Source organism: Microbacterium alkaliflavum (assembly GCF_044325405.1).
Lineage (GTDB): Bacteria > Actinomycetota > Actinomycetes > Actinomycetales > Microbacteriaceae > Microbacterium > Microbacterium alkaliflavum.
The window spans coordinates 241769-268285 of the sequence record NZ_JBIQWL010000001.1; the positions used below are offsets into that span (position 1 = coordinate 241769).

The 26517-nt window shown below is 70.9% G+C and carries 24 protein-coding genes; 17 read left to right on the forward strand and 7 right to left on the reverse strand.

Annotated features, from left to right (window positions below):
• Positions 1–7: 7 nt before the first annotated feature.
• Both menD and ACH3VR_RS01000 read left to right on the forward strand, forming a co-directional pair.
• Entirely contained in the window at positions 8–1831 is a 1824-nt protein-coding gene (menD, locus tag ACH3VR_RS00995; protein ID WP_396639634.1) for a 2-succinyl-5-enolpyruvyl-6-hydroxy-3-cyclohexene-1-carboxylic-acid synthase, read from the forward strand.
• Between the two features lie 162 nt (positions 1832–1993).
• The gene (locus tag ACH3VR_RS01000) at positions 1994–2857 is read left to right on the forward strand and encodes a PPK2 family polyphosphate kinase (protein WP_396638884.1); all 864 of its coding nucleotides are present in this window, start codon (positions 1994–1996) and stop codon (positions 2855–2857) included.
• 5 nt (positions 2858–2862) lie between these two features.
• Here the strand turns inward: ACH3VR_RS01000 and ACH3VR_RS01005 are convergent, their stop codons facing one another.
• The gene (locus ACH3VR_RS01005; RefSeq protein ID WP_396638885.1) at positions 2863–3621 is read right to left on the reverse strand and encodes a class I SAM-dependent methyltransferase; all 759 of its coding nucleotides are present in this window, start codon (positions 3619–3621) and stop codon (positions 2863–2865) included.
• 80 nt (positions 3622–3701) lie between these two features.
• On the opposite strand from ACH3VR_RS01005, the gene ACH3VR_RS01010 reads away from it, so the two are divergent.
• From ACH3VR_RS01010 to ACH3VR_RS01025, 4 genes are all read left to right on the forward strand, one after another.
• The gene (locus tag ACH3VR_RS01010) at positions 3702–4052 is read left to right on the forward strand and encodes a PadR family transcriptional regulator (protein ID WP_396638886.1); all 351 of its coding nucleotides are present in this window, start codon (positions 3702–3704) and stop codon (positions 4050–4052) included.
• Entirely contained in the window at positions 4049–4948 is a 900-nt protein-coding gene (locus ACH3VR_RS01015; RefSeq protein WP_396638887.1) for a permease prefix domain 1-containing protein, read from the forward strand. Before ACH3VR_RS01010 ends, ACH3VR_RS01015 begins: the two co-directional genes overlap by 4 nt.
• A 74-nt stretch (positions 4949–5022) precedes the next feature.
• A complete protein-coding gene (locus ACH3VR_RS01020) occupies positions 5023–6045 on the forward strand; it encodes an ABC transporter ATP-binding protein (RefSeq protein ID WP_396638888.1) in 1023 nt (340 codons plus the stop codon).
• The gene (locus ACH3VR_RS01025; RefSeq protein WP_396638889.1) at positions 6042–6857 is read left to right on the forward strand and encodes an ABC transporter permease; all 816 of its coding nucleotides are present in this window, start codon (positions 6042–6044) and stop codon (positions 6855–6857) included. The genes ACH3VR_RS01020 and ACH3VR_RS01025 overlap by 4 nt, the downstream gene beginning before the upstream one ends.
• 108 nt (positions 6858–6965) lie before the next feature.
• On the opposite strand, the gene ACH3VR_RS01030 is transcribed toward ACH3VR_RS01025, so the two are convergent.
• The 3 genes from ACH3VR_RS01030 to ACH3VR_RS01040 all read right to left on the reverse strand — a co-directional run bounded on the left by ACH3VR_RS01030 (position 6966) and on the right by ACH3VR_RS01040 (position 10395).
• Positions 6966–8180 carry an MFS transporter gene (locus tag ACH3VR_RS01030; protein ID WP_396638890.1) on the reverse strand — a complete coding sequence of 405 codons (1215 nt, stop codon included), beginning with the start codon at positions 8178–8180 and terminating at the stop codon, positions 6966–6968.
• Positions 8177–8746 carry an ArsR/SmtB family transcription factor gene (locus ACH3VR_RS01035; RefSeq protein WP_396638891.1) on the reverse strand — a complete coding sequence of 190 codons (570 nt, stop codon included), beginning with the start codon at positions 8744–8746 and terminating at the stop codon, positions 8177–8179. The genes ACH3VR_RS01030 and ACH3VR_RS01035 overlap by 4 nt, the downstream gene beginning before the upstream one ends.
• A gap of 344 nt (positions 8747–9090) precedes the next feature.
• Positions 9091–10395, reverse strand: a complete 1305-nt coding sequence (locus ACH3VR_RS01040; protein WP_396638892.1) for an isochorismate synthase — start codon at positions 10393–10395, stop codon at positions 9091–9093.
• Between the two features lie 24 nt (positions 10396–10419).
• Here ACH3VR_RS01040 and ACH3VR_RS01045 point away from each other — a divergent pair, with 24 nt between their 5' ends.
• The 6 genes from ACH3VR_RS01045 to ACH3VR_RS01070 all read left to right on the forward strand — a co-directional run bounded on the left by ACH3VR_RS01045 (position 10420) and on the right by ACH3VR_RS01070 (position 15670).
• Positions 10420–10983, forward strand: coding sequence for a hypothetical protein (locus ACH3VR_RS01045; RefSeq protein WP_396638893.1), 564 nt, complete (start codon positions 10420–10422; stop codon positions 10981–10983).
• Between the two features lie 81 nt (positions 10984–11064).
• Positions 11065–11727, forward strand: coding sequence for a bifunctional demethylmenaquinone methyltransferase/2-methoxy-6-polyprenyl-1,4-benzoquinol methylase UbiE (gene ubiE / locus ACH3VR_RS01050; protein ID WP_396639635.1), 663 nt, complete (start codon positions 11065–11067; stop codon positions 11725–11727).
• Between the two features lie 9 nt (positions 11728–11736).
• On the forward strand, positions 11737–12792 hold the full coding sequence (locus ACH3VR_RS01055) for a polyprenyl synthetase family protein (RefSeq protein ID WP_396638894.1): 1056 nt from the start codon (positions 11737–11739) through the stop codon (positions 12790–12792).
• 57 nt (positions 12793–12849) lie between these two features.
• Entirely contained in the window at positions 12850–14220 is a 1371-nt protein-coding gene (locus ACH3VR_RS01060) for an FAD-dependent oxidoreductase (RefSeq protein ID WP_396638895.1), read from the forward strand.
• Positions 14221–14355: 135 nt separating this feature from the next.
• The gene (locus tag ACH3VR_RS01065) at positions 14356–15336 is read left to right on the forward strand and encodes an alpha/beta hydrolase (protein ID WP_396638896.1); all 981 of its coding nucleotides are present in this window, start codon (positions 14356–14358) and stop codon (positions 15334–15336) included.
• A 70-nt stretch (positions 15337–15406) separates the two neighbouring features.
• Positions 15407–15670 (forward strand): hypothetical protein, encoded by a 264-nt coding sequence (locus tag ACH3VR_RS01070; protein ID WP_396638897.1) that lies wholly within the window; start codon positions 15407–15409, stop codon positions 15668–15670.
• On the opposite strand, the gene ACH3VR_RS01075 is transcribed toward ACH3VR_RS01070, so the two are convergent.
• From ACH3VR_RS01075 to ACH3VR_RS01085, 3 genes are all read right to left on the reverse strand, one after another.
• Entirely contained in the window at positions 15667–16653 is a 987-nt protein-coding gene (locus tag ACH3VR_RS01075; protein ID WP_396638898.1) for an LLM class F420-dependent oxidoreductase, read from the reverse strand. The two genes, ACH3VR_RS01070 and ACH3VR_RS01075, sit on opposite strands and share 4 nt — an antisense overlap.
• 133 nt (positions 16654–16786) lie before the next feature.
• Positions 16787–18094, reverse strand: coding sequence for an MFS transporter (locus ACH3VR_RS01080; RefSeq protein WP_396638899.1), 1308 nt, complete (start codon positions 18092–18094; stop codon positions 16787–16789).
• A 160-nt stretch (positions 18095–18254) separates the two neighbouring features.
• The gene (locus ACH3VR_RS01085; RefSeq protein ID WP_396638900.1) at positions 18255–19229 is read right to left on the reverse strand and encodes a LacI family DNA-binding transcriptional regulator; all 975 of its coding nucleotides are present in this window, start codon (positions 19227–19229) and stop codon (positions 18255–18257) included.
• Between the two features lie 123 nt (positions 19230–19352).
• Between ACH3VR_RS01085 and ACH3VR_RS01090 the strand changes: the two genes are divergently transcribed.
• The 5 genes from ACH3VR_RS01090 (at position 19353) to ACH3VR_RS01110 (ending at position 26513) form a co-directional block, all read left to right on the forward strand.
• The gene (locus ACH3VR_RS01090) at positions 19353–20912 is read left to right on the forward strand and encodes a family 43 glycosylhydrolase (RefSeq protein ID WP_396638901.1); all 1560 of its coding nucleotides are present in this window, start codon (positions 19353–19355) and stop codon (positions 20910–20912) included.
• A complete protein-coding gene (locus ACH3VR_RS01095; RefSeq protein WP_396638902.1) occupies positions 20903–23065 on the forward strand; it encodes a beta-glucosidase family protein in 2163 nt (720 codons plus the stop codon). Before ACH3VR_RS01090 ends, ACH3VR_RS01095 begins: the two co-directional genes overlap by 10 nt.
• Positions 23066–23184: 119 nt before the next feature.
• Positions 23185–24777, forward strand: a complete 1593-nt coding sequence (locus ACH3VR_RS01100) for a phospholipase D family protein (protein ID WP_396638903.1) — start codon at positions 23185–23187, stop codon at positions 24775–24777.
• 67 nt (positions 24778–24844) lie between these two features.
• Positions 24845–25195: a metallopeptidase family protein gene (locus tag ACH3VR_RS01105; protein ID WP_396638904.1), complete on the forward strand. Its 351-nt coding sequence runs from the start codon at positions 24845–24847 to the stop codon at positions 25193–25195.
• 76 nt (positions 25196–25271) lie between these two features.
• The gene (locus tag ACH3VR_RS01110; protein ID WP_396638905.1) at positions 25272–26513 is read left to right on the forward strand and encodes a maltokinase N-terminal cap-like domain-containing protein; all 1242 of its coding nucleotides are present in this window, start codon (positions 25272–25274) and stop codon (positions 26511–26513) included.
• The last annotated feature ends 4 nt before the right edge of the window (positions 26514–26517 follow it).

The window sequence follows — 26517 nt, forward strand, 5'->3', positions numbered from 1 at the left end:
CGCCGCGATCCACGACGAGCCCGTCGCCGACGAGCGTCACCTTCCGTCTCCGGCAACCGATGCCGCCGCGGCCCTGCTCGGCGCTCTCGTCGAACAGGGTGTGCGCCACGTCGTCCTGAGCCCCGGCTCCCGCTCGCAGGCTCTCGCCCTCGTGGCCGCCGAGCTCGAGGCGCGCGGCGCCCTCGCGCTGCATGTGCGGCTCGACGAGCGGGTCGCCGGCTTCACCGCCCTCGGCATCGGACGCGAATCCCGGATGCCTGCGGCCGTGATCTGCACGTCGGGCACCGCCGCCGCCAACCTCCTGCCGGCATCGCTGGAGGCGCACCACGCCGGCGTCCCGCTGCTGCTGCTCACCGCCGATCGGCCGCCCGAGCTGCGCGGCGTCGGCGCCAACCAGACCACGAGGCAGCCCGGCATGTTCGCGCCGAGCGTGCGCTGGGAGGCCGACCTCCCCGTGCCGGAGACGACCGACCCCGAAGGAGGGGGAGAGCAGAGCCTCATGCTGCGCGACGTGGCCGAGCAGGCGGTCGCCGCCGCGCTCGGCGCCGGCACGCGCTCGCCGGGCCCCGTGCACCTCAACCTTCCGTTCCGCGAGCCCCTCGCGGGCGACCTGCCGTCGTGGCTCATGGTGCCCGTCGCCGAACTCTCGGTCGAGCCCGACGAAGACCCCGACGCGGCTCCGCTCGCCGTCGAGGAGCCGGACGAGCCGTCGGGTGCTCTGTACCAGGGCGGCGGCGGCATCGGCGAGTCCGATGTGCCGATCGAGCCCGAGGATCGCCCGCACCTGCTTCCGCGCGGACCCCGCACGGTCGTGCTCGCGGGTGCCGATGCCGGCGCCGATGCCGAGGCGCTCGCGCACGAGGGCGGCTGGCCGCTCATCGCCGAGGTCGTCAGCGGCGCGCGCTTCGGGCGCAACCTCGTGCACGGCTACCGGGCCCTCCTCGCCGACCCCGCGCTCGGCGGACGCATCGAGCGCGTCATCGTGCTCGGCCACCCCACGCTCAGCCGCGAGACGGCGGCGCTCCTGTCCGATCCCGACGTCGAGGTGCTCGCACTCCGCGGGCCCGGCGAGCCCCTCAACCTCAACGGCGCCACGATCCCGCTCGACGCCGTCGCCGTGGCCGCCGGTGACCCCGACCGCGAGTGGCTCGGGCTGTGGCTGCGGGCGTCGCGCGAGGCATCCGTCGATCTCTCGCCCGCAGCGCCCGATGTCGACGCCCTCTCCTCGGCCGTGCCGAGCGAGCGACTCGGCGCGATCTCGGCCGAGCTCGCCGCGATCCGCGCCTCTCTCGACCGCGAGACCGTCGTCGACGCCGTGTGGCGCGCGACCTGGCCGCACGACCGCCTCGTCTTCGGGTCGTCGCGGCTCGTCCGGGTCGCCGACACCGTGCTCGGCGGCAAGAAGGTGCCCGTCCACGCCAACCGCGGCCTCGCCGGGATCGACGGCACGCTCGCGACGGCTTTCGGCATCGCGCTGGCCAGTCAGTCCACGGGGCGTCCCGGCGTGACGCGCGTGCTGCTCGGCGACCTCGCCTTCCTGCATGACGTCGGGGCGCTGCTCCTGTCGCCCGGCGAGCGCGAGCCGAGGCTGCAGGTCGTCGTGGGCAACGACGGCGGCGGAACGATCTTCGACGGCCTCGAGGTGGCCGGCGTCGCCGAGCGGGCCGCGATGGACCGTGTGCTGTACACGCCGCACACCGTCGGGCTCGAGCAGCTGGCCGCCGCGTACGGCTGGCACTACACGCTGGCGACGACCCGCAGCGAACTCGATCAGGCCCTCACCTCCCCGGTCGCGGGCCGCCAGCTCATCGAAGTGCCGCTGCCGCGCTGAGCCGGGGGAAGCTGCCGCGCTGAGCGGGGGCCGCTGCCGCGCTGACCCGGTCGCTGCCGCGCCGACCCGGCCGCTGCCGCGCTGGCCCGCGGCATCCTGAACCAGAAAGACGCGACGCGCAACCTCTCGTGCCGCAGCCGTCTGCTCGGCCAAGATGAGGGCATGACGGCGAAGAGTCAGAAGAACTGGACGGGAGACCCCTCCGAGCTGCTGCGTGTGGGGGAGGGCTTCCGGCTCGCCGACGTCGACCCGTCGTCGACGCCGGGCTACGAGGGCGGCAAGAAGGACGGGCAGGAAGACCTCGACGACGGCGCCGCTGAGCTCGACGAGCTGCAGGAGCGGCTCTACGCCGAGAGCCGCACCGAGGCCAGCAATGCGGCTGTGCTCCTCGTGCTGCAGGCGATGGACTCGGCGGGCAAGGGCGGGATCCTCCGCCACGTCGTGGGTTCGGTCGACCCGCAGGGCATCACGCTCACCGCCTTCAAGAAGCCGACGAAGGCCGAGCTCTCGCACGACTTCCTCTGGCGCATCGAGAAGCGCGTGCCTCAGCCCGGCTACATCGGGGTGTTCGACCGGTCGCAGTACGAGGACGTGCTCATCGCCCGCGTGCGGGGTCTCGCGGAACCCGCCGAGATCGAGCGACGATACGGCGCGATCAACGATTTCGAGAAGAAGCTGAGCGACACCGGCACGCGAGTGCTGAAGGTCATGCTGCACATCTCCTCGGACGAGCAGCGTGATCGGCTCATGAGGCGACTCGACCGGCCCGACAAGCACTGGAAGTTCAACCCGGGCGACACCGACGAGCGCCTGCTGTGGCCCAAGTACATGGATGCCTACCAGGTGGCGTTCGAGCGCACGTCGACGCCGTGGGCGCCGTGGTACGTGGTCCCCGCGAACCACAAGTGGTACACGCGCCTCGCCGTGCAGGCGCTGCTGCTCGAGACGCTCGAGCGCGTCGACCCGCAGTGGCCGGCGGCGACCTACGACGTCGAGGCCGAGAAGGCCCGCCTCGCCGCCTCCTGATCCGGTCAGGCGCGGCCGCGCGCGGCCCAGGCCGTCACGCCCAGCGTGAACGGGCCGGCCGGGAAGAGGGCGCGGGCGGCTTCGCGCACGGCGACACGCGTGGATTCGTCGAGCGCGGCGAGCTGCCTGCCGGCGGGCGCGACGCCGAGCGTGTACGGCTCCCACCAGTCGTCGAAGCCGTCGAACGACTGGGCGACGCCGATCTCGCCCTCCGTCACGTCGGTACACCCGGCCGTGTCGAGGAGAGCCGCGAGCTGCCCCTGCGCGGCGCCCGGCCGGTCGCTCTCGTCGTCGGCCTCGCCGGTCGTTTCGCGGAGCGCCTGGAAGAACCGCGACTGAGGCGCCCGTCCGCCGGCGAAGTCCCACACGCACACGGCGACGACACCTCCCGGGTGTGTCACGCGACGCATCTCCTGCAGGCCCGCGACGGGGTCGCTCATGAAGTGCACGACGAGCTCGGCGAGCGTCGCAGCGAAGACGCCGTCGTCGAACGGCAGCTGCTCCGCGTGTCCGTGGCGCACGTCGGCCCAGGGGAAGCGCGCCATGACGGCGGTCGCGAAGCTCGATGACGGATCGACCGCCGCGACCTCGCTCTCGCCGTATCGCTCGGCGAGCACCGCCGTCAGAGCACCGGTCCCGCAGCCCACGTCGAGAGCGCGGCCGCCCTCGGGCAGTGCTGCGAAGTCGGCGAAGACCGTGGCGAGCGGCACCGAGTAACGGCCCATGAACGCGTCGTAGGCCTCGGCCGGCACGTCGAACGTCATGCGCGCGAGTGTAGGGCGCGGCATCCGGACTCGGAAGAAGTTCTGTCTCGACAAGTACTTGATGTGATACAGTACTTGCCATGACACAGGACGATGCCTTCGCGGCCGATCTGCTGCGCGGCCACACCGACACGATCGTGCTCGGTGTGCTGCGGCGCGGCGACCGCTACGGCTTCGAGATCTACAAGACGATCCGCGACGCCACCGGCGGCGGCTACGAGATCAAGGAGGCGACGCTCTACGCGACCTACCGCCGTCTCGAGAAGGACGGACTCGTCGAGTCGTACTGGGGCGACGAGACGCAGGGCGGCCGGCGCAAGTACTACCGCATCACCGACGCGGGTCGCGCGGTCTATGCGAAGAACGTCCGCGCCTGGGTCGCCACCCGCCGCATCATCGACTCGCTCCTCGACGTGAAGGAACAGCAATGAACACCGACATCCACCGCCTGCTCGATGAGGCGTTCCGCGGCGTGGAGATGACCCCCGACGCGCAGGACCTCAAGGAGGAGGTGCGCGCCAACCTCGTCGCCCGCGTGGACGAGCTCGAGGCGTCCGGCGTCGCGCCGGCCGACGCCGCGCAGCGCGCGATCGCCGAGCTCGGCGACGTGCGCGAGCTGCTGGGGGAGACCTCTGCTCCGAGCGATGCCGAGGCGCAGCGCAAGACCCCGTGGGCGTCGGCCGAGGCGATGGGCCGGCACCGCGTGCGACCCGAGCCCGGCTTCGTCGTGCGCACCGTCGTCCTGAGCCTCGTCGCCGCCACCGCCTTCGTCCTGTTCGTGCTCGGCGCGTTCGGCGTCGTCCCGGTCGGCCTCGCGGCCCTGATCGGCCTCGGCCTCGCCGTCTCGGTGCTGCTCGGCTTCGTGACCGGCGACTCGCTCCGGCAGGAGACGACCACCAACCACCCGCTCCCGCCCCGCCGCGCGATCGGGTTCGGGCTTGCGACCTTCGGCGTGCTCGAGGCCGTCGCGCTCGGCGCCGCCTTCGCGACCGACCTCGAGTCGCTGTGGCTCGTCGTCGTCGCGGTGCTGCTGCTCGCGGCATCCATCGCGCTCTTCAGCTGGCTCGGCGCGACCCAGACCAACCGTCACAAGGCCTGGACGCGCCAGGCGGCGGCCGACTTCCCGCCCAACCGCTTCGAGGAGGAGCCCGAAACGGCGGCGCGCTTCGGCATCTACACGGCCGTCATCTGGATCGTCACGTTCGCCGTCATGGCCGTGCTGTTCTTCGTCGCCGGATGGCTCTGGTCGCTCCTCGCCTTCGTCGCGGGCTTCGCGACGATGATGCTCGTCCTGGCGCGGATGATGTACCCGCCCCGCAGACGCTGACCCCGCGGCGCCGACGCGCCCTCGACAAGAACCCTCCACCACAACCCTCGGAGAGAAAGAAGGGATGCCCCGCCATGCCCGAAAACCAGACACCCGCGATCGTCGCGGAAGACCTCGGGAAGGTCTATTCCGGCCGAGGTCGCAAGCCCGCCGTCCGCGCCCTCGACGGACTCGGCTTCACCGTTCCCGAGGGGCGCGTGTTCGGCCTGCTCGGCCCGAACGGGGCCGGGAAGTCGACGACGACCAAGATCCTCACGACGCTGTCGAAGCCCACGAGCGGCACAGCCCGTGTGTGCGGACACGACGTGCTCCGCGGTGCCGACGCCGTCCGCGCCTCGATCGGCTACGTGTCGCAGGGGTCGAGCACCGACCCGCTGCTCACCGCGACCGAGAACCTCGAGATCTCCGCCCGGCTGCGGGGGATCGGCGCCGTCGACGCGAAGAAGCAGGCCGCGCGCCTGCTCGACGAGTTCGGCCTGGCCGAGGCATCCCGTCGCCCCGTCTCGACGTTCTCCGGCGGCATGCGTCGTCGCCTCGACGTCGCCGCAGCGCTCGTCCACCGCCCGCGCGTGCTGTTCCTCGACGAGCCCACGACGGGCCTCGATCCCGAGGCGCGCGCCACGATGTGGGCCGAGATCCGGCGCCTGTCGGGCGAGGAGGCGCTGACGGTCGTGCTCACGACGCACTACATGGAGGAGGCCGATCGGCTCGCCGACGAGCTGCTGCTCATCAACGGCGGACGCGCCGTCGTGCAGGGCACGCCCGCCGAGCTCAAGGCCGCGCTCCACGGCGACTCGCTGCGCGTCTCGCTCATCGAGCCCGACCCGACCGCCGTGCGGGCCGCCGTCGCCGGCGTCGCAGGCCTGCGCGACATCGTGGTCGAGGCATCCGGAACGGACGGAGTCCTCGCCGCCCGCACCGACGACGCGTCGGCCGCCGTCGGCGCCGTGATCGCCGCGCTGGATGCCGCGGGCATCCGCTTCGGGCAGGTCGCGGCATCCCACCCCACCCTCGACGACGTGTACCTGCACTTCGTCGGCCACACGTTCGGCGATGCGCCCACGGCCGCCGCCATCCAGACAGGAGCGGCAGCATGACCGCCATCGCAGTTCCGCTGCAGACCCAGATACCGGCCCGTTCGGGCTGGTTCACCCAGACGGGACAGGTGCTGCGGCGCTGGCTCATCTCGACGTGGCGCCAGGCGTGGGGCCCCGTCATGTCGCTCGTGCAGCCGATCATCTGGATCGCGCTCTTCGGCGCCGTCTTCTCGTCGCTCGGCGACCTGCCGCAGTTCGGGGGCGAGGGGTACATCGACTACCTTGTGCCCGGCATCCTCATGATGACTGTGCTCTATTCGGGAGCGTGGGCCGGCACGGGCTACATCGACGACATCAATTCGGGCGTCATGGACCAGTACCTCACGTCGCCCATCTCGCGCACCGCGATCATCACGGGGCAGCTCGTGCAGCAGCTCATCGTCAACGTGCTGCAGTCGCTCGTCGTGCTCGGCATCGGCTGGCTCGCGGGTGCCCGCTACCCGGGCGGCATCGTCGGGATGGCGGTCGCGCTCGGCGTCGCGACGCTGCTCGCGACGATCTTCTGCTCGATGTCGACGGCGATCGCGCTCACGACGCGCAACCAGATCGCGCTCATCAGCCTGTCGCAGCTCATCGTGCTGCCGGCGACGTTCCTGTCGACGACGATGATGCCCCAGGACCTCATGCCCGAGTGGGTGCAGAACGTCTCGCGCTGGAACCCCATGACGTGGGCCGTCGAGGTCGGACGCGGGGGACTCGACGGCTCGTACCCGTCGAACGCCTGGTGGCAGGTCACGGGGCTCGCGGTGCTCGCCACCCTCGCCTTCCTCTGGTCGGTGCGTGCGATCCGGGCGTACCAGCGCTCGATCTGACCGCTCCGGCCTCCTCTTCGCGAGCCGATACGGTTCTGACGAGCCGATACGGCACGAACGGTCAGGGCTGTATCGGCTCGCGCGCGCTGTATCGGCTCGCGGGAGGAATCAGAACCCCTTCCAGCGCTTCCCGAAGCCCAGCGACAGCACGGCCACGGCATAGGACAGGGATGCCAGCAGCAGCGTCGCCGTCAAGCCGAACGCGTCGACGCCGAGGCCGGCCAGCAGGCTCCCGAGCGGCATCGCGGCCGTCACCCCCGCGGTGATCGCCCCGAGTACGCGCGCGCGGATGCCGACCGGGATGAGCCGGAACAGCGTCGAGTCGATGAGCGGGTTCAGCGGTCCTGCCGCAAGCCCCGACAGCACGAGCACGATCGCCACGACGACGAACGGCGGATGCAGCGCGAGCGTGAGATACGGCGGCACCCCCGCGAGCAGGAAGAGCGTGATGAAGAGGGGATGCCGCGGCACGCGGTCGCCGATGATCCCATAGAGGGCCGCACCCAGGAGGGCTCCGCCCGACATGCACGCGATCATGATGCCCAGCGCGGCGCCGTCGTTCCCCAGCCCCTGCGCGTAGAGCGGCTTGAGCACCGTGTACCCCGCGACGTCGATCGCGTTCGTGATCACGACCATCAGCACGACCGCGCGCACGAGGGGAGTGCTCCACAGGAAGCGGATGCCGGCGGTGAGGTCGCGCCATCCTCCCGCCTGCTCGGGGTCGTGCTCGGGAAGCGCGATGCGCGGAACGAACAGCAGCGTCAGCAGGATCGCGACGGCGAAGGCGACGCCGTTGACGATCATGGCGGGTGCCGCGCCGACGGTCGCGACGAGCAGGCCCGCCACGGCTGCGCCGAGCATCACCGCCGTCCGCGCGACGGTCGCCTGTGCGGCGGCGGCGCGGGGGAGCCCGACGCCCGCGAGCTCGGCGAGCTCGGGCAGTTGGCTCGACCGGGCCGCGGCCCCCGGTGCGTCGAGCAGGTTCGAGAGCAGCACGAGCACGAGGAGCGCCCAGAGGGGCAGCGCGTCGAGGGCCCAGAGCACCGGCACGGCGAGCACGGTCGCGCCGCTCGCGGCATCCGCCACGATGCTCGCCCGCCGGAACCCGAGCCGGTCGACGACGAACCCACCGACGACCCCGCCGATCACGAGCGGCAGCGTCGCCGCGATGCCCGCCGCGGCCGCGGCGAGGGGTGTGTGGGCGATGTCGAGTGCGACGAGCGGGATGGCCACTGTCGTGATGGCGTTGCCCAGGCGCGAGACGCCGTCGGCCGCGAGCAGCGCGACGAGCGGCGTGCGCCGGACCGCTACCCGGGTGCTCATGGCCGCAGGAACGCCGAGTAGATGGCGCGCACCGGACGCGCGCCTTCGCGGTCGCGGTCGCTGTGGTCGTGCCAGCGCCTCACGACCTCGTCGAGCTCCGCACTGAGCCGGCGGAGCTCGTCGGCGGTGAGCCAGAGCAGATCGTCGCTCTGCGTCGAGGCCTCGATCCACTCCGGGTCCAGGTCGGCCTCGCCGTCGAGGTACGCGATCGTCTCGGCGGCGTACCCCTGGACGATGGTGCGGCGCAGCGCGAGACCGGCCTCGCGGGTGGCGGGGTCGCCCTGCAGCTCCATCGCGTCGATGGTCGTGTAGTCCGCCGATGCGCGCCACCACCGCTCGCGTCCGTCGCGGCCGAGTTCGGGCGCCTTCTCCACGAACCCGTGACGCTCGAGCGTCGCGAGGTGGTAGCTGATGGAGCCGGATGCCGCGTCCAGGCGCTCGCCGAGGGTCCCGACCGTCAGTGGCCCCTCCGAGCGCAGCATTCCGATGATCTTGAGCCGCAGCGGATGTGCGATGGCGCGGAGTGCCGACGGGTCTTCGACGTGGATGACGCGACGCTCGCTCATGCCGCCATGGTAGTTTCGCAAGAACTGTTGTGCAATACTTCTTGCGAAATCCGGTCCCCGAGCTTGTCGAGGGGTCGAGCCCGCACCCGCGAGGGATGTCTGACCCGGTCCCCGAGCTTGTCGAGGGGTCGAGCCCGCACCCGCGAGGGATGTCTGACCCGGTCCCCGAGCTTGTCGAGGGGTCGGGCCCGCACCCGCGAGGGATGTCTGACCCGGTCCCCGAGCTTGTCGAGGGGTCGAGCCCGCACCCGCGAGGTGCGTCGGAGGAGTTCCTCGCGCGCTCAGTCTCGACGCTTCGACAGGCTCAGCGACCGGAAAGGCCTGAAGCGCGTCAGACGCTGAGCTCAGGCCAGCGCGTCGACGATCGGCCGGAATTTCACGCGGGTCTCGAGCAGCTCGGTCTCGGGGTCGCTCCCGGCGACGATCCCGGCGCCGGCGTGCGCGACGACGGGGATCGTGTCGCTGTACTCGGCGTAGCGGCTGCTCGGCGCGGCGCCGATCTGCGCGCAGCGCAGCGCGATCGCCCATTCGCCGTTGCCGTTCCCGTCGACCCAGCCGACGGGGCCCGCGTAGCGCCCGCGGTCGAAGGGCTCGAGGCGGCGGATCAGCTCGATCGCGGCATCCGTCGGCGTTCCGGCGACCGCGGCCGTGGGGTGCAGCGCCGCGACGAGGTCGAGGGCGGAGGCGTGATCCGCCAATGTGCCGGCGACATCGGTCGCCAGGTGCCAGAGGTTCGGCAGCTCGAGCGCGAACGGCTCCTCGTCGGCGCGCAGCTCCGTCGTGTGCGGACCGAGCGCGTCGAGCACGCTCTGCACGGCGTAGCGGTGCTCGTCGAGGTCTTTCGCGCTGTGGGCGAGGGCGACGGATGCCTCGACATCCCCCCCGGCGTCGGTTCCGCGCGGGAACGTCCCGGCGAGCACCCGGGCCGTGACGGCTCCGTCCGACACCGTGACGAGCGTTTCGGGGCTCGCGCCGATGAGTCCGTCGACGGCGAACGTCCACGTGTCGGGGTATCCCGTCGAGAGCGCGCGGACGAGGCGGCGGAGGTCTGCGCCGGCCGGGACCGTGCCGACGAGGTCGCGCGCGATCACGACCTTGCCGACCTCGCCCTGGCCGATCGCGTCGAGGGCGAGCCGAACGGCGGCCTGATATCCGGCGGGGTTCAGGGCGCCGGGTCCGAGCGTCGCCGACCAGTAGGGGCCGTAGCCGAGGGGCTGGACGGCCGGCTCGTCGAGGTGCGCGACCGTCGAGCGGATGCGGGTGACCCACGCGCGGCCGCCGTGCCGGCCGACGATGGCCTGGGGCACGAGGAGACGGCTCGTGGAGCGCGAGCGTGGATCGAAGGCGAGAGCGCCGAACCCGACGAGCCCTGTGCCGGGGAGCCCGAGCGGATCGTCGATCTCGGCTTCCGCGGCGATGGTGCGCCACGCGTCGGCGGGGGAGCGGTCGTCGCCGGCGCCCTCGAGACCCGGCGTGCCGGTGCCTCCGGCCTCGTATCCGGCCACCGTCGCGCCGATCCCGACGACACCGTCGCCGCGGCGCAGCCACGCGAGGGGCGAGCGCGGGTCGGCGAACGCCAGGAGGTCGCGGTCGGGATCGACCTCCCGGGTCTCGACCACCAGTCGCGGCGGGCGGGACGGGTCGATCACGTCTTCAAGCCTAGACTCGCATTCGTGCCCGCAGATGCGCCCCCCGCCAGGCCCCAGCCGGGCACGCGCGTGCTCTTCCGCTGGCGCAAGTGGGACGGCGGCGAGCACTGGGTGCACGAGTGCGTCTACCTCGGCGCCGACCGGTGGGGCGAGTGGTTCGGTCAGATTCCGGGATGGCGCAGCCGGCGCCCGGGGCGCGACTTCGCCGTCGAGGTGCCCAACGTGACACTCCTTCCGCCGAGCGGCGACTACGCGGCCACGTTCAATGCGGCGCCCGGAACATATCGCGTCTACATCGACATCGCGTGGGATCTGCGGTGGGACGGCGACGACCCGACGGGCGTCGACATGGACCTGGACGTCGTCGACACGCGCGACGGGCGCGGCATCTGGATCGACGACCGCGACGAGTGGGACGAGCACCGCGTCGCGTACGGCTACCCGCTGGGGCTCGTCGATGCGCTCGAGGCGCTCGCCGTCGACCTCGAGAAGCGCGTGCGCGCCCACGACGCGCCGTTCGACGACACGACGCGCAGACATTGGCTCGCACGGCTCGACGCCCTCGGGCTCGCAGCGGGGGACGCCTAGACTCGACGGGTGACCTCCAGCTCCGCCGGCCACGAGCCCCATCGCGCCGACCTCGGCAAAGACCCCGGGCGGGTCAGCGGCATGTTCGACGAGGTCGCGCCGGGGTACGACCGCACCAACACCGTGCTCAGCCTCGGCAACGACCAGCTGTGGCGCATCGCCACGACAAGGGCCGTCGCGCCGCGCGCCGGACAGCGCATCCTCGACCTCGCTGCAGGGACGGGCGCGTCCAGCGTGAGCCTCGCCAAGAGCGGTGCCGAGGTCGTCGCGGCCGACTTCTCGCCCGGCATGATCGCCGAGGGACGGCGCCGGCACGGCGGCATCCCGAATCTGACGTTCGTGCAGGCGGATGCCACGGCCCTGCCGTTCGGCGACGAGGAGTTCGACGCCGTCACGATGTCGTTCGGGCTGCGCAACGTCAACGATCCCAAGAAGGCGCTGCGCGAGCTGCTGCGCGTGACCAAGCCCGGCGGCCGCATCGTCGTGTGCGAGTTCTCGCACCCGCCGTCGCGCGCGTTCAACGGGCTCTACCGGTTCTACAACGACCGCATCCTCCCGACCGTCGCGAAGGCCGTGAGCTCCAACGCGGAGGCGTACGACTACCTCAACGAGTCGATCAAGGACTGGCCCGACCAGCGCACGCTGTCCGGATGGGTGCGCGAGGCGGGTTGGACGGATGTCGCCTACCGCAACCTGTCGTTCGGCATCGTCGCGCTCCACCGAGCCCGCAAGAGCGGCCGGTAGGCTGTCAGGGTGTCTCCCTCAGCGCCGGGCTCGCGTCTCGCGAGCAAGCTGGGCCTCACCGACCGCGTCTTCGCGGGACCGAGGTCTCGTCGACTGCTGAAGACGGTCGAGGCAGGTCTGGTCCGCGTCGACGAGAATCTCGGGCAAGAGCTCCACATCACCGACCCGCTCGCCGATGTGACGAGCCGCTACCTCTACGAGGCCGGCGGCAAGCGGGTGCGGCCCATGCTCGCCCTGCTCACGTCGCAGCTCGGCGACGGCGTGACCGACCAGGTCGTCGAGGGGGCCACGGCGCTCGAACTGACGCACCTCGGCTCGCTTTACCACGACGACGTGATGGATGCCGCGGACAAGCGGCGCGGCATCCCGAGCGCACATGCGGTGTGGGGCAACAGCATCGCGATCCTCACGGGCGACCTCCTCTTCTCGCGGGCGAGCCAGATCATGGCGCGCCACGGCGAGCGGGCGATCCGGCTGCAGGCCGACACCTTCGAGCGGCTCGTGCTCGGCCAGATGCACGAGACCGTCGGACCCCAGGACTCCGACGACCCCGTCGAGTTCTACCTGCAGGTGCTCGCCGACAAGACCGGTTCGCTCATCGCGGCCTCGGCGCAGGTCGGCGTGACGTTCGGCGGCGGTCCCGTCGAGTTCGAAGAGCCTCTCGCGACGTTCGGCGAGAAGTCCGGTGTCGCCTTCCAGCTGCTCGACGACGTCATCGACCTGTCCGCCGACCCCGACGAGACGGGCAAGGTGCCCGGCACCGATCTGCGCGCGGGCGTGCCGACGATGCCGTACCTGCTGCTCGGGCAGCTCGGCGACGAGTCGTCCGCCTCGCTGCGCGAGCGCATCGACGACGGCGTCGCGCGCATCGCCGACGGGGGCGACCCCGCGCTCCTCGACGAGCCACTCGCCGCCCTCCGCGAGCATGAGGCGACGCGGGCCACGCTCGACCTCGCGCACCGGTGGTCGCAGGAGGCGATCGACGCGCTCGCCCCGATCCCCGACGGACCCGTCCGCGAGGCCCTGACGCGATTCGCGCAGGCCGTCGCCGACCGCTCCAGCTGACCCCGGCCCCGATCGCGCGCTGACGCGCGCGGTGCGCCGAGCCCCGAAAGGACCCCCATGACCAAGCTCCGCCTCGCGATCGTCGGTGCAGGGCCGGCCGGGATCTACGCCGCCGACATCCTGTTGAAGGCTGAGCGCAAGTTCGACGTCTCGATCGACCTCTTCGAGCAGCTTCCGGCGCCCTACGGGCTCGTGCGCTACGGCGTCGCGCCCGACCACCCCCGCATCAAGGGCATCATCACGGCCCTGCGCGAAGTGCTCGACCGCGGCGACATCCGCATCTTCGGCAATGTGCGCTTCGGTCAGGACATCACGCTCGACGACCTCAAGCACCACTACAACGCCGTCATCTTCGCGACCGGTGCGATCCGCGACTCCGACCTCGACATCCCGGGCATCGACGCCGAGGGATCGTACGGCGCCGCCGACTTCGTGAGCTGGTTCGACGGCCACCCCGACGTGCCGCGCGAATGGCCCCTCGACGCCCAGTCGGTCGCCGTCATCGGCAACGGCAACGTCGCGCTCGACATCTCACGGATGCTCGCCAAGCACGCCGACGACCTGCTGCCCACCGAGATCCCGGCGAACGTCTACGAAGGCCTCAAGGCCTCGCCCGTCACCGACGTGCACGTCTTCGGCCGTCGCGGTCCCGCGAACGTCAAGTTCACCCCCCTGGAGCTGCGTGAGCTCGGCGAGCTGAACGACGTCGACACCGTCGTCTATGACGAGGACTTCGACTACGACGAGGCCTCCAAGGACGCGATCGCGAGCAACAAGCAGGTCATGGTCATCGACCGCGTGCTGCAGTCGTGGCGAAAGCGCGACTCCGTCAACAACGCCGGGGGTACGGCATCCCGTCGCCTCCACCTGCACTTCTTCGCCAAGCCGCTCGAAGTCGTGAAGGACGCCGACGGCCGCGTCGCCGCGTTCCGATGGGAGCGCACGCGCTCCGACGGCGAGGGCGGCGTCGTCGGCACGGGCGAGATCCGCGAGCTTCCGATCCAGGCGATCTATCGCGCCGTCGGCTACTTCGGCTCGGCGCTTCCCGGCGTCCCGTTCGACGAGCGGCACGGCGTCATCCCCAACCGCGAGGGTCAGGCGCTGCATCCCGACTCCAATCAGCGCGTCCCGGGCGTCTACGCGACCGGCTGGATCAAGCGGGGCCCGGTCGGCCTCATCGGCCACACGAAGTCCGACGCGATGGAGACGATCCGCCACCTCATCAACGACCAGGGGTCGTGGTGGCAGCCCGTCGACCCGTCGGAGGACGCGATCCCGGCGCTCCTCGCCTCGCGCGGCGTGCTCTGGACCGACCTCGACGGCTGGCACCGCCTCGACAACCACGAGATCGACCTCGGTCAGCCGCACGGCCGGGCCCGCATCAAGGTCGTCCCGCGCCAGGAGATGGTCACCATCTCCCGCGACTGACGCCCGCCGTCGTCGGAGAATCCGGCGAAGGTCGGAGGATTGCGCCGGATCGAGCCGAGATCGGCGCGATTGTCCGACGGCGTGATCGAGAGGGGATGGATGCCGCGCCCCGGCGCGTCTGCATAGGCTGGGCCCATGGCAGGCGAGTGGGCGCCCGACATCCTCGGCGACGGCTTCGAGCAGCAGACGCTGGCTCTGGGGGCGGACGACGAGGGCGACCTCGTCGCGACGGTGGTGCGCAGCATCCCGAATCCTCTCCGCGGAGTGCTGGGTCCGCTGCACGATGTCGACGTGCTGTCGGTGCACGGCTGGTCGGACTACTTCTTCCAGCCCGCCCAGGCGCACTTCTGGACGGGCCTCGGGGCGCGGTTCTTCGCGCTCGACCTGCGCAAGTACGGGCGCAGCCTGCGCGACGGCCAGACGCCGGGCTTCATCACCGACCTCGACGACTACGACGCCGACATCGCGGCGGCTCTCGACGCCATCGGTCACCGGCGCGGACGCCGCCTCGTCCTGCTCGGGCACTCGACCGGCGGGCTCACGCTCGCGCTGTGGGCGGCGCGACACCACGGCGAGGTCGCGGCGCTCGTGCTGAACAGTCCGTGGCTCGAGCTGCAGCTCGGCGCGATGGGGCGCCAGGCGCTCGCGCCGCTCGTGCAGGCACGGGCCCGCTGGGATCCGCGCGGCACGCAGGCCGCCGTCGACTTCGGGTTCTACACGCGGGCGCAGCGCGAGGTCGGCGTGCTCCCCGTCGACGGGTATCGAGACACCTGGCGGCCCGAGTTCGGCTTCCCGACGCATCCGGCCTGGTTCGCCGCGGTCCTCGAGGGCCACCGCCGCGTCGCGTTCGGCATCGAGGTGGGATGCCCCGCCCTCGTGCTGCTGTCGGCGCGGTCGTCGCTGCAGCTCACGTGGACCGCTGCGATGTCGTCGTCGGACTCCGTCCTCGTCGTCGACGACATCGCCCGCACGGCGACGCGCATCGGCCGGAGCGTCACGATCGCGCGCATCGACGGCGCCCTCCACGACGTGTTCCTGTCACGCCCCGACGCGCGCGACGAGGCCTACTCGGCGCTCGAGCGGTGGGTGCTCCGGGGAGCGCTCGAGGGGCGGTGAGGAGCCTTCCGGATGTCGGCGGATCGGCCTAGCCTGATCCTGTCGGCCGGAGGAAGGAACGCCCTCGCAGATGGCCGACTGGCACCCGATCCTGAGCGCCGTCGAGGGCCCGACGGGCACGTGGCGCATGCTCGACGAGCAGGGCCGCATGTACGGCTCCGTCGAGATCCGCCGCATCATGAACGGGGCCGACGTCCGGTACAAGACCGTCTATCGCGGCGAGGTGATCGGCTGGGCGACGAGCCTCAAGGTCGCGTGCGAGCGCATCCACGCCGCCTATGTGCGCTCGCACGGACCGAACGGCGGACCGGTCGCCGACTGGGGGAAGCGCTAGCCGAGCGCGCCGACGACCTCGCGCTCGAACAGCTCGACGCCCGAGAGGTCGTACGCGGCCTCGGGGAAGTAGTGGATCGCGTACGCGATGCCGTGCCTCTCGCGCTCCGACAGACGCTCGGCGACCTGCTCCACCGAGCCGAACGCGGGCGAGGCGAGGTAGTCGCGCTCGATGTGGTCGGCGCGCTCCTGCCCGACGTGCGGCAGCAGGCGTGCCTTCACGGCCGCGAGCCGGTCGTGGGCCTCCGCCTCGGTGGCGCCCACGATCGTGTTGAAATTCGACGACCGGGTGATCTCGGCGAAGTCGCGGCCGAGCGCGTCGCAGTGCCCGCGCAGCACGTCGCTCTTGTGGTCGATCTCGTCGAGAGACCCCGCGAAGTTCGTGTACGACGCGTACTTCGCGGCGATCTTCAGCGTCACCTTCTCGCCACCGCCGGCGACCCACAGCGGGATGCCGCCGTCCTGGAGCGGCAGCGGGCGCACGAGGGCGCCGTCGACCTGGTAGTGCTTGCCGTCGAGCGTCGCGCTCCCGGTCGTCCACGCCTGATGCATGATGTCGACGCCCTCGCGCAGCATCCCGAGTCGCTGCGGAATCTCGGGGAAGCCGTATCCGTACGCCTCCCACTCGTGCTTGTACCAGCCGCCGCCGATGCCCATCTCGGTACGCCCGCCCGACACGATGTCGACGGTCGCGGCGACCTTGGCGAGGTAGGCCGGGTTGCGGTATCCCATGCACGTGCACATCTGCCCGAGCCGGATCCGGCTGGTGGATGCTGCGAACGCGGCCATGAGCGTCCACGCCTCGTGGGTCGCCTCCTCGCTCGGCACGGGGGTCGTGTGGAAGTGGTCGTAGACCCAGAGCGACTCCCACGGCCCGGCGTCGGCGCGCTGCGCGAGGCGGTTCATCACTGCCCAGTGCTCGGCGGGGTCGATGCCCACGAGGTCGAATCGCCAGCCCTGGGGAATGAAGGTTCCGAATCGCACGATTTCAGGTTAGTGAGGGTTCGGGCGCGGAATCGCCCACGACCCGGCGCTGCGGCGCCCGGCCCCGGTGTCATCAACGAGCGGATGCCGGAGCGCCGCCGGCACGCGGCCGGCGGCGCTCCGTTCCGCCGGATCAGCGGAGGGACTTGATGGGCCAGATCGCGAAGGCGCCGAGCAGGCCGAGCACGATCGCGACCGGGAACAGCCCGGCGTAGCCGAACGTCAGGACGATGACGCCGGCGACGGCCGGGGCGACGGTCTGCGGGAGCGTCGCGGCGATGTTCACGACGCCGAGGTCCTTCGCGAACGACTTGGCCGACGGGAGCACCTGGCTCATGATCGCGGTGTCCACCGCCTGGAACATGCCGAAGCCGAAGCCGGCGATGGCGGTCATGATGACCCACGCGGTCAGGTCCTGCCACATCCACGGAAGCACGAAGGCCAGCGCCACGATGGCGGCCGACACGAACACGAACGGCTTGCGGCGTCCGAAGCGGTCCGACAGCGGTCCCGAGACGACCGTCGAGATGACGATGCCGACGAGGTTGATCATGCTCAGGAGCGGGATCACCTGCTCGGGGTGCGCGACGTGGAAGTAGTCGGTGAGGAGGAACAGCTGGTAGCCGCTGACCACGAAGTACCCCGTGTACAGCAGCAGACGACCGGTGAAAGCCCAGAAGAAGTCCGGGTACTTGACGGGGTTGACCCAGAACGTCTTGAGGAAGTCGAGGAGCCTGAACGGCTCGACCTCGATGTCGCGGCTGGAGTAGTCGGGGTTGAAGATGACGAAGAGGCTCAGCAGCACGACGGAGATGACGGCGAAGGTGATGTACCCGGCGGCGATGTCGTGGAAGAACATCGAGCCGAGGATCGAGCCGCCGATGGCGCCGAGCATCGCGCCGACGCCGGTCAGCGCCGAGAAGGTGCCGCGACGCTTGACCGGGACGCGGTCGGGCATCACGGCGCTCAGCGGTCCCTGCGCGACGTTGTAGAACATCTGCATCAGCGTGGCCGCGATGACGAGGCCGACGAACGAGGTGGCGAACGCCATGCCGACGAGGCACAGCGCGCCCGCGAGGCCGCCGATGAGGATCCACGGTGCGCGCCGTCCGAGCCGGGAGCGGGTGCGGTCGGAGATCTGACCGATCACAGGCTGGGCGATCATCGCCACGAACGCGCCGATCGTGGAGGTGATCGCGAGGTTCGCGACCTTGTTCGCGTCGCCGAACTGCTCGGTGATCTGCTGCGGGAGCAGCAGGAAGAGCGACGAGCCCCAGATCATGAAGATCCCGAGGTTCCCCGGAATGATCCACCACATGAGGCGGCGCAGGCCCTTGACGGGTACGGGCGGGTCGTCGTGGCCCGCGGCCTCCGCGACGAAGGTGTTCTCCGTCATCGGGACGATCGGGTCGTCGGTCTGTTCCGAAGTGTCAGACGTCATCGTCGAAGTGTTCCTCTCGGCATCCGCCGTGGATGCCCTGACCAGCCCGGACGGGTACCGGACCGCGTGACTCAAGGACCCCAAGTCCTTACGCGGGTAAGTGACGCGCGTAAGTGAGCATAAGCCACGATCGCCGATCGTGCAAAGCCGTCTCAGCAGATCAGGAGGATGCGCGCACCACGACCCGCAGGACATCACCGGGGTCGACCGACGCGGAGGCGACCGGTGCATCGCCCACGACTTCGGCGGCGATGGCCTCGGCGTAACGGTCCGCAAGGATCTCGATGCTGGAGAGCGGAGGGTCCGACACCTGGCTCACCGGCAGGTTGTCGACGCCGATGACCGCGAAGTCGTCCGGGCACGACAGCCCGGCCATCCGGATTCCGTGGAGGACCCGCATCCCGACCTCGTCGTTGTAGGCGACCACCGCCGTCACGCCGGCAGCCTTCCAGGTCGTCATGATCGTCGCCGCATCAGACCCGTCCATTTCGAAGGCGACGCTGTCCACGATCTCGGCGCCATGCGCGTCGGCCGCGGCGCGAGCGCCTGCCTCGCGTCCGGACACGAAGAACTCGAGCCCCTCCTCCGCAGGGCGCGCGAACGCGAGGCGGGTGTGCCCGCGCGCCGCGAGGTGCTCGACCTGCGCGGCGGCGAGAACCTCCTGCCCGCTCATGGCGGCGGCCGTGGAGGAGAGGATGCTGACCCCGACGGCCTCGAGGGCGGCCTGCTCGCCAGGCTCGAAGGGCCGCATCGCGAGAATGGCATCCACTCCCGTCGCGCGCGCGGATCGGACGAGGGATGCGGCATCCCCGCTGTCGAACGCGATCGAGAGCGCGATGCCGTGCTCCGCCAGAAGGTCGGTGAGCAGCCACGAGAGCTTGCTCAGCTGGTCGGCGGTGGGCACGCGCGGAGCGAGCAGCAGGACATGGCGGGCCGAGCCGCCGGCGAGGCGACGTGCGGCGGTGTTCGGGCGATAGCCGAGCTTCTCGGCGGCCTTGAGGACTGTCGCACGCGTCGACTCCGAGATCGTCTGGCCCGGCTTGTCGTTCAGGACGTACGAGACCGTCGCCCGCGAGACGCCTGCGAGGCGCGCGACATCCGCACTGGTCACCTTGTCGACACTGGCAACAGGCACTGCGGCCTCCCGTCCTGCCGCGGTTTGCGCTCAGCGGCCTCGTCAATCTATCATCACTTACGCGCGTAACTGACGCGCGTAGGTACAAGATCATCCGTACCGAAGCCAGCGCGAAGGAGCGACATGGAGCATGTGATCGGCACCCAGACGAGGTCGGTGAACCCGTTCCTGCCGTCCACCGAGTTCATCCCGGACGGCGAACCGCGAGTCTTCGGCGACCGCGTCTACCTCTATGGGTCGCACGATGAGGGAGCCGGTGCGAAGGGCGTCTGCGCAGGCGACTACGTCTGCTACTCGGCTCCGGTGGACGACCTGGCCGCATGGCGATTCGACGGTGTGATCTACCCGCGGATGCAGGATCCCTACGTCGCCGATCGTGTCGGCCGCGGCAAGGACGGCATCAACGCGCACCTCTTCGCGCCCGATGTGATCGAGGTGGACGGCCGCTACCTCATGTACTACGGCGTCGGGTTGTCGGCATCCGGATTCGGCTTGGCCGTCGCACCGTCGCCGACCGGCCCCTTCGAGTACGTGGGCCGGCTGCGCTACCCGGACGGGCGCGTCTTCGGCGACGGCAAGGGGGCCTTCAGCGGCGGCCGGCTGCGCATCGCGGAGTACCCCTACGATCCGGCGATGCTTCACCACGACGGCCGGCTGTTCCTCTACTTCGGCCTCCTGAACTGCTCCGTGATCGAGCTCGACCCGGCAGACGGTCTCACCGTCATCCGCAACCCCGACACCGGCCGCTTCATCACCCCGATCCTGCGCGCGACACCGCTCGACGCCATTCGCGCCGCGCGCTCCGGTCGCGCGCGCAGGACCGTCATGGTCAACGGCCCCTCGATCCGCGAGGTCGACGGCCGTTTCGTCCTTTCGTACTGGGCCATGGGCGGCGAGGAGTTCTCCGGCATGTACCACGCGATCTCCGTCAGCCCGAGCGGCCCCTTCACACCGGCGGGACCGCTGGTCGCCCTCGGCAACGGCTGGCTGAACGAGCAGCCCGGCGCCACCGATCGTCGGGGGAACACGCACGGCGGGATGTTCCGCGCCGGCGACACCTGGTACCAGGTCTATCACCGGCACACCGCCGACGGCCGTCAGGCCTGCGCGGTGCCGCTGCGGCAGCGTGCGGACGGCGGCTTCGAGCAGTCCGAGTACACCTCGCAGGGCCTCGACGCGTCGCCCCTGGACGCCTTCCGCACCTGGCCTGCGTACATCGCGTGCCACCTCGTGGGCCGCGGACGCCGGCGTCCGGCGATCGTGCTGCGCGAGCATCCGTCCGCTCCCGTGGATCCGGAGACCGGTCGCCCACTCACACAGGTCGTGTCCGACACCCGCGCCGGGTCCGTCGTGGGCTTCAAGTACCTCGACTTCCGCGCGGGCGCAGCGCAGACGGTGACTCTCAGCGTCGATCCGCGCAGCACCGGCCGGATCGAGGTCTGCGTCGGCGATCCGGATGCGGCTCCCGTGGCGACCGTGGTCGTCGCCACGCCGCATGTCGGCCGCGGTTGGATCGACCTGCACGCACCGGTCGTGGCATCAGTGGACGGTGTCCAGGCCGTCTATCTCCGCTTCCACCCGGACCGCGGAGAGCTGGGCGATGTCGCCGCACTCACGTTCACCCCCGAGACACACCAGCACCGATCCGACAGCCCTGTTCAGGAGGAGACGACATGTCGATGACGACCGAGACGCAGATCTTCGATGCCGCCGTGGAGCGGCTCAGCCGAGGCGGTGATCTCGCCGCCGAGACCGAGCGGCTCCTGTCCGAGCTGACGCCCGACGAGAAGCTCTGGCTCCTGGACGGCGACGGGGAGTTCTGGTCCTCGATGGGCGCCATGATGCAGGACGGCTACAACGTCCGGCCCATCGAGATGGGTCGCGTGGATCGTCTCGGCATCCCCGGCCTGCGCTTCAGCGACGGCCCGCGCGGAGCCGTCGTCGGCAGATCCACCGCCTTCCCCGTCGCCATGGCGCGGGGAGCGACATGGGACCTCGACCTCGAGGAGCGCATCGGCATCGCCATCGGCCGCGAACTGCGCGCGCACGGGGCGAACTTCTTCGGCGGCGTCTGCATCAACCTCCCTCGGCACCCCGCGTGGGGGCGCGCGCAGGAGACCTACGGCGAGGATCCGCTCCTCCTCGGTGAGTTCGGCGCCGCCCTCGTGCGCGGCATCCATCGCAACGCCATGGCCGTAGCCAAGCACTTCGCGCTCAATTCGATGGAGAACGCCCGCTTCCAGGTCGACGTGCAGGTGGACGACGCGACACTGCACGAAGTCTTCCTGCCGCACTTCCGCCGTGCCGTGGAGGAGGGCGTGGACGGCATCATGACGTCGTACAACTCGGTGAACGGGGAGTGGGCCGGGCAGAACGAGCTGCTCATGGAGGGCGTGCTCCGCGGCGAGTGGGGCTTCGAGGGCGTCACGGTGTCCGACTTCATCTTCGGGCTGCGCGACGCGGGGCTGTCGCTGAAGGCGGGTCTCGACGTGGAGGAGCCGTTCCGCCAGCAGCGCGCGCACCGGCTCCCTGCGGCGCTCGATGCGGGAGAGGTCTCGTGGGAGCACGTCGACCGTGCGGTCCGCCGCATCCTCCGCACCCAGCTGGCGCACTATTCGCGGGAACGGGATGCCGAGCCGGGCCTTGACGTCGTGTTCAGCGACGAGCATCGCGCCCTGGCTCGCGAGGCGTCTCGCGCGAGCATCGTCCTGCTGCAGAACGAGCCCGTCGAGGGCGCGCCGCTGCTGCCCCTCTCGGACACGCTGCGTTCGCTCGCCCTCATCGGACGCCTCGCGGACCTCGCCAACACGGGCGACCACGGCTCGTCCGACGTGCGGTCGCCGCACGTCGTGACCGCGCTGGAGGGCCTCACCGCCGCCCTGCCGGACGCGCGGATCACGAGCGTGCTCGACGACGATCCGGATGCCGCGGCCGCCGCCGCGGCATCCGCGGATGTCGCGATCGTCGTCGTCGGGTACACCGCGGCGGACGAGGGAGAGTACATGGGGGCGGACTCGATGGCCGATCCCGCCTTGCTACAGCTGTTCCCGCCGCTGCCCGAGGGCGCGCCGGCTTTCGACCTCTCGCAGGCCGCGGGTGCCATGGGCACTGCGATGGGCGGCGACCGCGCGAGCCTGCGCCTGCGACCGGTCGACGTCGACATCATCCGGAGCACCGTCGCCGCGAACCCGCGGACCGTCGTCGTGGTCGTGACCGCCGGCGCCGTCATCACGGAGGAGTGGCGCCACGCGGTGCCCGCCCTCGCGATCGGCTGGTACAGCGGTGCGGAGGGCGGGCACGCGCTCGCCGATGTGCTGCTCGGGAAGACGGATGCGGCGGGCCGGCTGCCCTACTCGATCCCGATGGCCGAGGAGCACCTGCCCTTCTTCGACCGGACCGCGACGAGCATCGTGTACGACCGGTGGTTCGGTCAGCGCCTGCTCGACCGCGACGGTCACGCGGCTGCGTTCCCGCTCGGGTTCGGGCTGTCGTACACGTCGTTCGAGATCGAGTCGGTCGAGTTGTCGACGCTCGCGGGGGAGGCGTTCACCGCCTGCGTCACGGTCACGAACACCGGCGGCCGGGCGGGTCGCCACGTCGTGCAGCTCTACGGCACCGTGGATGCGCCTGACTTCCCGCGTCGTGTGCTGCTGGGCTTCGAGCCGGTGGCCCTCGCGGCGGGCGAGACCGCTGAGGTGACCGTGCACGGGTCGACCCGACCTCTGCAGCGATGGACCGCGAACGGCTTCGCACCCGCCGCCCGCGTCGCCACGCTCGAGGCCGGGGCGTACGCGGGAGACCCCGGTGCAGCCGTCACCCGCCTTCCGGTGGTCTAGGACCCCCTCCACCCGTCTGTGCGCGACCGGCCGCGATCGGTCGCGCGCAGACGTCTGCCGGTGGTCGACGAAAGTGGAGGTCGACGCCGAGGTCGACGGCCATGTCGTAGAGTGCCTGCGTGGACAAGGGTGCCGCCCAGTGGTTCCTCGATCGCTCGGAGCGCGGGAACCCTGCCACACGCATCCAGACGAGCGACGCCGATGAGACTTCGTGGTCGGAAGGCAACCTGGTGCGCCCCCTGGTGCACGGCGCGACGTACTTCGCGCGACTGCACGAAGAGCTGTCGGCCCTGCGTCCCGGCGACCGGGTGTGGTTCACGGATTGGCGCGGCGACTCCGACGAGCAGCTGCTCGCGGACGGTCCCTCGATCGGAGATCTCCTCGCTGAACTGGCTCGCGCCGGTGTCGAGGTGCGCGGCCTCATGTGGCGATCGCATGGCGAACGCATCTCGGCACCGATCAGCGGTCGCGCCAACATCGAGCTCGGTCGTCGGGTCAACGACGCCGGTGGTGAGATCCTGCTCGACCAGCGGGTGCGTCTGTTCGGATCCCATCACCAGAAGTTCTTCGTCATCCGGCATCGAGACGACCCGTCACGTGATGTCGCGTTCGTCGGCGGGCTCGACCTGTCGCACAGCCGACGCGACGACGCAGCGCACGAGGGCGATCCGCAAGCGCTGAGGATGGACGACCGCTACGGCCGTCGACCACCCTGGCACGATGCATCGCTGGAGCTGCGCGGACCCGTCGTATCCGACCTCCTGGCGGTCTTCGCGGAGCGATGGAACGATCCCACTCCGCTCGACCACCGCACCCCCTATCGGATGCTGCTGCAACGACTCGCGGACATGCCGCGGCATCCGAAACCCCTCCCTGAGACGGCACCGCCTCCGCCCGCAGCGGGGCCCCACGCCGTGCAGGTGCTGCGCACGTACGGCCCCAAGCGTCCTCCGTTCCCGTTCGCCCCGGAGGGGGAGCGGAGCGTTGCGCGCGCGTACGCGAAGGCGTTCGCGCAGGCACGGTCCTTCATCTACATCGAGGACCAGTACTTCTGGTCTGAGCAGGTCGCTGCAGGGATCGCCAAGGCCCTTGCCGACAACCCCGGGCTGCAGGTCATCGTGGTCGTTCCGCGCTACCCCGACACGGATGGACCGCTCATCGGGCCTGCTGGTCGACTCGGGCAGCTCCGTGCCATCGCGCAGCTGCACCGCGCCGCTCCGGGCCGCGTCGGGGTGTTCGACCTCGAGAACGAGGCCGGCGTTCCCGTGTATCTGCACGCGAAGATCTGCATCGTCGATGACACCTGGTTCACCTGCGGGTCCGACAACTTCAACCTCCGCTCGTGGACAGCGGACAGCGAGCTGACGTGCGCCGTCGTCGGCCCAGCGGTCGGCGCGGACAGCGTCGAGCCCGCCGATTCCGTCGCTCGTGACCTTCGCGTGCAGCTGTGGGCCGAGCACCTCGGAGTAGCCGCGGACGATCTCCGCCTTCGCGATCCAGCCGAAGGGCTCGCCCTGTGGACGGCGAGCGCCGACGCCCTCGACGATTGGCACGTGGGCGGGGATGCGGCCGGGAGACCCGCTGGTCGAGTCCGGCGTCACACGATCGAGCCGGTCTCTCGATGGCAGCGATTGTGGGCCGCCCCGATCAGGCGCCTGGCCGTGGACCCGGATGCCCGTCCTCGGCCGTGGAGGGGGACCGCGACGTTCTGAAACCGGGAATCGACGCGGATCGCGCAATCCGCCCGCCGCCTTCCCGACGGCCCGCACAATGGGTGCCATGGTCGAGATCTCCGACGCGGACTTCCAGGCGATGGTCGAGGAGGAGTACGACGCTCTGCCAGAGGACATGGTGAGGGGTCTCGAGAATGTGGCGATCCTCATCGCGAACCAGCCCGTGGGAGAGCGGCCGCGGCTCTTCGGGCTCTACAGCGGACGCCCGCTGAAGACACGCGGCGTGTACGGGTACGGAGAGCTCCCCGACCGGATCACCCTGTTCAAGAACAACATGCAGGACCACAGTCCAGACCTCGACGCCCTGCGGCTGCGCGTGCGCATCACCCTCGTGCACGAGATCGGGCACTACTTCGGGCTGGATGACGCGCGGCTGCGCGAACTCGGGTGGGCCTAGGCGCGAAAGTACTACGTCCCCCGGTCGCGCCCGTCCACCCCTTCCCTCAGGCACCCGAAACAGGTCACAGTGAACTGTGGGACTCATAGAGGAGCTCGGCGCCTGGGTGGCGCAGCAACGGTGGTACGCGGGCAAGAGCCATGCCCCGCGATTCCGAGTCCTCGACGAGCAACCCGTCCCGGGGGCCACGCGCTACCTGGTGATGGATGATGCCGGCACGCTTCCCGTGCTGTATCACGTGCCGCTCACCCGCGTCGCCGAGTCCTTCGAGCCGCACGCTGTCGTCAGCCGCGACGACAGCGGGTGCCTGATCGACGCCGCCCGGCACGCCGGCTTCACGGTGGGCATGCTCGCCGACATGGGGATCGACGTCAGTCGGGTGACGGGCTCGCGCGTGCTGACAGGGGAGCAGTCCAACACCTCGATCGTCTTCGACGAAGACGGGCAGCCGGCGATCATCCTCAAGCTCTTCCGCACCCTCCACCACGGCGAGAACCCCGATGTCACCGTCCAGCGCGTGCTGAGCGACGCCGGGTCGCCCTACGTGCCGCGATTCCTCGGGAGCCTCGACGCCGACTGGCCCGATGTGGGACTTGACTCGGGCGTTGCGCACGGCACCCTCGGCTTCGCGCAGGAGTTCCTCCCCGGGGTGCGCGACGGATGGGCGGTCGCCCTCGAGGCCGCGAGCGAGGGGCGGGACTTCACCACCGCCGCCAGAGATCTCGGCACGGCGGTCGCCGGAGTGCACGGGGCGCTCGGCTCCGCATTGGAGACGATGGATGCCGGACCCGGCGAGGTGGCGTCGACCGGTGCCGCCTGGCACCGCCGGCTCGCCATCGCCGCGTCGGAGGTTCCCGCCGTCGCCGAGCGCCTTGCCGCGATCGATGCCGTCTATCGCGCGGCGCTCGAGAGTCGATGGCCGCGGCTGCAGCGCATCCACGGCGACCTCCACCTGGGTCAGGTGCTCGCCGTGCCCGGCGACGGGTGGCGCATCGTGGACTTCGAGGGAGAGCCGTTGCGTCCGATGACGGAGCGCGCGATCCCCGACCTGCCTCCGCGCGATGTGGCGGGAATGCTGCGGTCGTTCGACTACGCGGGTGCCCTCGCCGGTGGGCCGGACGCGAGCGGCTGGGCGGCGGCGTGCCAGGACGCGTTCGTCGAGTCGTACACCGGGGCCCCGGGATCGGTCGAGCTCGACCCTGTCCTCCTGCGCGCACTCGTGCTCGACAAGGCGGTCTACGAGTCGATCTACGAGGCGCGGAATCGTCCGCACTGGCTGTCCGTGCCGCTCGCGGGCATCGACGCCGCGCTCGCCTGAGCGG